The 6622-nt window shown below is 72.7% G+C and carries 5 protein-coding genes; 3 read left to right on the forward strand and 2 right to left on the reverse strand.

The window, feature by feature from the left end; translation table 11 throughout:
* Positions 1-234 precede the first annotated feature (234 nt).
* Positions 235-696, forward strand: coding sequence for an ATP-binding protein (locus BZL64_RS35945; protein ID WP_086773238.1), 462 nt, complete (start codon positions 235-237; stop codon positions 694-696).
* Positions 697-791: 95 nt separating this feature from the next.
* Positions 792-2117 carry an Nramp family divalent metal transporter gene (locus BZL64_RS35950; protein WP_167396255.1) on the forward strand — a complete coding sequence of 442 codons (1326 nt, stop codon included), beginning with the start codon at positions 792-794 and terminating at the stop codon, positions 2115-2117.
* 128 nt (positions 2118-2245) lie between these two features.
* On the opposite strand, the gene BZL64_RS35955 is transcribed toward BZL64_RS35950, so the two are convergent.
* Together BZL64_RS35955 and BZL64_RS35960 are read right to left on the reverse strand one after the other, a co-directional pair.
* Positions 2246-3541, reverse strand: a complete 1296-nt coding sequence (locus tag BZL64_RS35955; RefSeq protein ID WP_086773239.1) for a hypothetical protein — start codon at positions 3539-3541, stop codon at positions 2246-2248.
* Positions 3542-3661: 120 nt separating this feature from the next.
* Positions 3662-4168 (reverse strand): SigE family RNA polymerase sigma factor, encoded by a 507-nt coding sequence (locus BZL64_RS35960; RefSeq protein ID WP_086773240.1) that lies wholly within the window; start codon positions 4166-4168, stop codon positions 3662-3664.
* A gap of 237 nt (positions 4169-4405) precedes the next feature.
* On the opposite strand from BZL64_RS35960, the gene BZL64_RS35965 reads away from it, so the two are divergent.
* Positions 4406-6622 (forward strand): GAF domain-containing protein (locus BZL64_RS35965; RefSeq protein WP_086773242.1); only part of this gene is annotated, 2217 nt, incomplete at its 3' end.

Below are 6622 nucleotides of genomic sequence, written 5' to 3' on the forward strand. Positions count from 1 at the left end.
CCCCAGAGGAGGGTGGTGGTGACGGGGGCCAGGGCCTCTGGTTCACCCGCCAGGTCTGCGCCTACGTCGACCTCCGCCGGACCCCGGACGGCACGGCCGTACGCCTCCAGTACGGGTGAGCCCCGTTTTCCACAGGTATCACCAGGTATCCACAGGTATCTGTGGCTATCCACAGGTACGGAAACAGGTAGTCCTCCCCGTGTACGTGTCCTCGGCGGAGGTCATTGTGGAGGCATGCTGCAACTCTCCGGGGGGCGCCTTCCTGACCCCGACTCTCCGTACGGCGCCTGTCCTCAACCGCCCCTGGGCGCGGGCCACTGGAGCGTCGAGTACGACCCGCGGCCGTCCGCCGTGGGCGAGGCGCGTTCGCAGGTGCGCCGGCAGCTGGAGGGCTGGGGGCTGGCCGAGCCGGAGGACCTGGTCGACACCGCCGTACTGCTCGTCAGCGAACTCGCCACCAACGCCCTGCTGCACTCCGCGAGTCACTACCGGCTCACGCTCTCCGCGGCGCACGGCGTGCTGCGCTGCGAGGTCGCCGACACCGGCCGCCGTACCCCGCAGGTACTCCAGGCGGGCTCCGCGGAGAGCGGCCGGGGGATGTTCCTCGTGGAGGCGCTCGCCCGGCGCTGGGGCTGCCATCAGGACGGGCCGGGCAAGACCGTGTGGTTCGAACTGAGCACGTGCGCGTGCGACTGACGTTCCCCCGCGGCGGCTGCCATGCCCCCCCCGTGGGCGTTGCGTTCGTGTACGCCCCCTTGTCGGCTCGGGCTCCTTCCGCTTTCTTGATTCCTATGGCGGACACCACGGGCAACCCCACTGACACCGAGGCATCATCCGGCCGCGACAACCCCACCCCCCGCAAGTCCAGTTGGCGCCACATCGGGCCCGGCATCGTCGTCGCCGCGACCGGCGTCGGGGCCGGTGACCTGGTCGCCACCCTCATCGCCGGCAGCAACTTCGGCTACACGCTGCTGTGGGCCGCGGTCCTCGGCTGCCTGGTCAAGATCTCCCTCGCGGAGGCGGCCGGCCGCTGGCACCTCTCCACCGGCCGCACCCTGTTCGACGGCTGGGCGAGCCTCGGCCGCTGGACGACGTACTTCTTCCTCGTCTACGTCGTCGTCTGGGGCTTCGTCTACGGCGCGGCGGCGATGTCGTCCAGCGCACTGCCCCTCCAGGCCCTGTTCCCGAACGTGATGGACCTCGAGTGGTGGGCCATCGCCTGCGGGCTGGTGGGCCTGGTGTTCGTCTGGTTCAACAAGTACGCGGTCTTCGAGAAGGTCATGACGGTCCTGGTCGGCGTCATGTTCGTGGTGACCGTCTACCTCGCGATCCGCGTGACGCCGAACCTCGGGGACGCCCTCGCCGGCCTGCTGCCGGTCCTGCCCGACGAGAAGGACTCGGTCCTCAACACCCTCGGCCTGGTCGGCGGCGTGGGCGGCACCATCACCCTCGCGGCGTACGGGTACTGGGTCAACGCCAAGGGCTGGACCGACACGGGCTGGATGAAGATGATGCGGCTCGACAACCGCGTCGCGTACATCACCACCGGAGTGTTCGTCGTCGCCATGCTGTTCGTCGGCGCCGAGCTGCTGCACTCCGCGAACGTGGCGATCGCCGGCGGCGACAAGGGGCTCGTCCAGCTCGGCGACATCCTGGAGGCGGAGTACGGCACGGCCACCGCCAAGTTCTTCCTCATCGGCTTCTTCGCCACCTCCTTCACCTCCCTGATCGGCGTCTGGCACGGCGTCAGCCTGATGTTCGCCGACTTCGTCGCCCGCCACCGCGGCGGCGACCGGACGACGGGCGCCGAGGTCGCCTCCGGCCGGCGGGAACGCTCCTGGCCGTTCCGCCTCTACCTGCTGTGGCTGACGTTCCCGCCGATGGTCCTGCTCTTCCAGGGCCAGCCCTTCCGCCTGATCATCCTGTACGGCGTGCTGGGCGCGGCCTTCCTTCCCTTCCTCGCCCTGACCCTGATCTGGCTGCTCAACTCGGCCCGCACGCCCGTCGAATGGCGCAACGGCGGGCTCAGCAACGGGATGCTCGCGGCGGCCGGGCTGCTGTTCCTGGTGCTGTGCGTGAAGCAGATCTGGGACCAGCCGTGGTCGGAGTTCTTCTGAGCCGCATGGCGCGGCGCCCGCATCGGTGGACGCCCGCATCGGTCGGCGCCCGCATCGGCGGGCGCCGACCTGCCAATTGCCGGCTGACGGCGCCCATCAGGCCCCTATCGGACGCCCAGCGGCTCCCGTCAGGCGCCCAGTACCTCCCACTGCGGGCTGAGTGCGATCTTGCGGAGCTCGGCGATCGTGAGCGCCGGTTCGGGGCGGGTCGCGGCCGTCGTCTGGCTGCCCGAGTTGAAGGCGCTGATCACGACCCGCATGCCGTTCGCGCGCATCGTGTCCACGGTCCACATCACGACGCCCTCGCCGCCCTTCTCCCCGGGCCCCTGCCGCGTCGCGACGCGCGTGCCGTCGGGAAGGGTCTCGGCGCCGGAGCCGTACAGCGCGCCCGCGGCGTCGGACATGTTGTGCTGCAGATTGACCTGGACGTAGCTCTCGCCCTTGCCGTCGTTCACGACGGCGTAGGCGAACTCGGTCTCCTCGTTGCCGCTGGAGACGACCTTCGCGCCGTCGGGCAGTGAACTGGTGAGGATCGCGAGGACACGCCGGCCCTCGTAGCTCGTCGCGTCCCCGGTCGAGCCCTCTGTGGAGGCGGACGGCTTCCGGGTCTCCTCGGGGATGGAGTCGGCGACCCTGCGCCACTCGTTCGCCGCGGCCAGCGTCTTCAACTGCTGGATGCTGAGGGGCGGTTCGGGCCGCGAGACGGGCTCGCCCTTCTGGGCCGCGGCGTTCCACTCGCTGACGCTGACCCGGGTCCCGTCGGGAGTGACCAGGTCGGCGCTCCACGCCTTGGTGTCCGCGCGGCGGTCCGGGTACTCGTACCCCTGGATGAGGGTCACCACGGACCCGTCGGGCAGGGTCTGCGTCACGCAGCTGTCCAGGCCCGAGTCGGGCTGCTCCATGTTGGGGCAGGGCACCACCTCGCTCGCCGGGTCGAAGGTCTCGCCGCCGCCCCGGACCCGGTCCACGAGCAGCGAGAGAGACCCCGCGCCCTTGCCGTCGTCGAAGGTCACCTGCGCGAGCGGCGGCAGCGGACTGTCCGTCCCCCGCGCCTCGCCGCGCGTCACCTTCCCCTTGGGGAGCAGCTTCGTGAGCGTACGGACCATGTCGTCCGCGGAGACGACGGGCGCGGCCGGTGTGGCGGCCACGGCGGTCGGCGTGCCGGACCCGGTCGCGGCGACCGAGCCGTGCTGCGGGGAGCCGCCCGCGCCGGAGGGTACGAGCAGCGCCCCGCCCACCCCCACGAGGGCGAGGCCTGCCGCACCCCCCGCGATGGCGGCCCGCCGCCGCAGGCGCAACCGGCGCCCTCGCACCGCGCCTGCCGCGACAAGCGCGGCACGGTCGGTGTCGAAGGTGCCGCCGGCCTGGTGCAGGGCAGCGGAGAGCCGGTCCTCGAAGGGGTCGTGGGTCTGGTCGACGGGCATGGCGTACCACCGTTTCCGGGGTCGGATTGGTCGAAGGAAGTAGTGGGGGTGGTCGTGCCGCCCGAAGACGGGCGTGGCGCTCGGTGCCGGGCAGCCCGTCGGGGACGGGCCGGGGCACGCTCAGGGACGGGCGTACTCGCCGATGTCCTCGCCCAGCAGCTCGCGCAGCCGGCCGAGGGCCCGCACACACCGCGTCCGTACGGCGGCGGAGCTGGCGTTCATCGCACGGGCCGTCTCCTCGACGGACCGGTCCTCCCAGTACCGCAGGACCAGAACGGCCCGGTCCTTCGCGGGAAGCCGGCCGAGGGCCTCCACCAGCGTGAGCCGCAGGGGCACGTCGGCCCCCGCACCGGCCCGCTCCGGAAAGACGTCCACGGCCCGCTCACGGCTGCTGCGCCGCCGCTGATGGGTCAGGAAGGCGCGGGTGAGCACGGTCTGCGCGTACGCGGCCGGGTTGTCGGCCCGCGAGACGCGCCCCCAGCGGACGTACAGCCTGCCGAGGGTCTCCTGCACGAGATCCTCGGCGAGGTGCGTGTCCCCCGCGGTGAGCAGGCACGCGGACCGGTACAGATGCCCGGTCCGTGCCGCCGCGAACTCGGCGTACTCGTCCGCGCGGACCTGTCTCATGCGTGTTCCCCCAGTCCGGTGGGCCCCTGGCCCGGTGCTTGCGCCGCCCGCCCCGTGGTCTTGCGTGCTGCCCTCACCTCATTGATGCGGTGGGGTGGTGGAAATGTTTCAGAGTGACGGAAGGAATCGTGAATCCTTCTCGTGGCGGACTCCGTCGGGGATGGGCCCTCACCCGTGCGCCCCTCCGCCGGACCGTGCGCGGGCGCGGGGCCGCGCCCGCTGGGGCAGACTGGGGCCATGGCCGACCCCCAAGCCGCAGGCGCGCCATCGCGCCGGTTCGCCCAGGGGCCGCGGAGCGTGGCGGAGGCTCGGCGGTTCCTGCGGACCGCTCTGGACGGCGTCGCGTCGGACGTGGTCGAGACCGCCCAGCTCCTGGCCGGTGAGCTGGTGACCAACGTGGTGCTGCATGCCCGTACCGAGGTCGAGGTGTCGGCTCGGGTGGACGGCGGCGGCACGGTGCGGGTGGGGGTGAGCGACCGGCGGCCGGACCGCGGGCTCGTGCCGTACGCCTACCCGCCGTACGCCGGTACGGGGCAGGGACTGGCCCTGGTCGGGCACCTGGCGTCCCGGTACGGCGTCGACGCGGACGAGGACACCAAGACGGTGTGGTTCGAGCTGGGGCCCGACGACGCGACGCCCGACGACGTGACGCCCGACGGAACGTCCGACGGAATGCCCGGCGGAACGCGTGACGGGGCTTTACGGCCGCCGGGCGGGTGGGAGATCCCGGCACCGCCGCCGTCGGACACCGCCTCCGGTGCGACCGTGACACTGGTGGACGTACCGGGAGCGCTCTACTCGGCCTCCCAGCAGCACCGGCACACGCTGCTGCGCGAGGTCGTCCTCGCCCTGGCCGCCGGAGAGGACCTGGGCGTGCCACCCGGGGAACTCGCCGCCGCCCAGGACATGAACCACCTGATCAGCACGTGTGTGACGGCCGCGCTCCAGCAGGAGTCGAGCGGAGCGGAGATCCGGTCCCTGCCCCTGTCCGTGCCGCCGGACGCCGGGCCCGCCGTGCAGGCGCTGCGCACGGTCCTCCACCTGGCCGAGGAGAAGGCCAGGGACGAACGGTTCCTGACCCTGCCCGCGCTGCCGCGCAGCCGCGTCTTCCACCAGTGGCTGTTCGACCAGATCGTCGGCCAGCTCGCGGGCGGACCCCCCACCGCGTGGACAGTGGTGCCCCGCGAGCCCGGCGCCGGCCCCTCCGAGCTGGTGCCCTGGGACGCCGGCCAGGTGCAGGCCAGCAGGGTTCCGACGGTCGCCGCCGACGAGCGGAACACGATCATCGCGGCGAACGGACCGGCGGCGGACCTGCTCGGCTGGCACGCCGACGACCTCGTCGGGCTGCCCCTCACCACCCTCATCCCGGAGCACCTGCGCAAACGCCACCTCGTGGCGTTCACGTCCCTGCTGCTCAGCGGGCAGCCCCGGATCCTGGGCCGCTCGGTACCGCTCCCCGCGTTGCACCGCGACGGACGGCTGGTACCCGTGCGGCTGTTCATCCAGACCCAGGAGATGCCCGACGGCCGCACCGTGTTCGTCGCCCAGCTCACCCCCAGGGCCGCCGCGCCGGTCACCCCGACCCGCCCGCCCGGCCGGACCCGGTCCGTGGCACCGCAGCAGCCGGACGGCCCCACGCCGTCGGCCGCCCCGCACACCGGGGGAGCCGGGGCGGGCATGTCCGCGCTGCAACGGCTCTCCCTGCTGGCCGACACCGGGGCCGCCCTGAGCAACGCCCCGAACCTGGACGAGGGCGTGGAGCAGGTGGGCCGGGTGCTCACCGAACGGCTGGCCGACTGGTGCGCGGTGGACCTGTTCACCGGGGAAGCCGCCCAGGTGGATCGGGTATGCGTCGTCGGCCGTGCCCCCGGCGAGGCCTGCCCCGAGCAGTACGAAGGCCGGCTCCCGCCCGTGTCGGAGACCGCCCGCGGCCCCCTCGCCCGTGTGCTGAGCGGAGCCGGCCCGCTGCTCCTCGCCGAGCCCTCGCCGCCGAGCCGGGCCACGAGCGCACTGGACGCCCACTACCGTGAACTGCTCCGCAGCATGGGGACGCACAGCGCCGTCGTCGCCCCGCTCCGGGCCCGCCGGGAGATCATCGGCGCCCTCACCGTGGCCCGCGGCGGTGCGGAACGGCCCTTCACCGAGGACGACCTGCCCCTGATCGACGATCTGGCGCGCACCCTCGCCCTGGGCGTGGACAACGCCCGCCTCTACCAGGAGACGAGAAACATCGCCGAACGCCTCCAGCGCTCACTGCTGCCCGTCCTGCCCGAGATCCGCCACCTGCAGATCTCCGCCCGCTACGCGGCCTCCTCCACCACCGCCCAGGTCGGCGGCGACTGGTACGACAGCTTCGTCCTGCCCAGCGGGGACACCGCGCTGGTGATCGGCGACGTCACCGGCCACAACCTCGACGCGGCCATCGCCATGAGCCAGTTGCGCAGCATGCTGCGC

The sequence above is a fragment of the Streptomyces bobili genome (assembly GCF_002154575.1).
GTDB classification, from domain to species: domain Bacteria; phylum Actinomycetota; class Actinomycetes; order Streptomycetales; family Streptomycetaceae; genus Streptomyces; species Streptomyces bobili.

What these genes read in the sequence shown, in the direction of transcription:
- BZL64_RS35955 (WP_086773239.1), bottom strand. Translation starts at nt 3,541, where the DNA reads ATGCCCGTCGACCAGACCCACGACCCCTTCGAGGACCGGCTCTCCGCT.
- BZL64_RS35960 (WP_086773240.1), bottom strand. Translation starts at nt 4,168, where the DNA reads ATGAGACAGGTCCGCGCGGACGAGTACGCCGAGTTCGCGGCGGCACGG.
- BZL64_RS35950 (WP_167396255.1), top strand. Translation starts at nt 792, where the DNA reads ATGGCGGACACCACGGGCAACCCCACTGACACCGAGGCATCATCCGGC.
- BZL64_RS35945 (WP_086773238.1), top strand. Translation starts at nt 235, where the DNA reads ATGCTGCAACTCTCCGGGGGGCGCCTTCCTGACCCCGACTCTCCGTAC.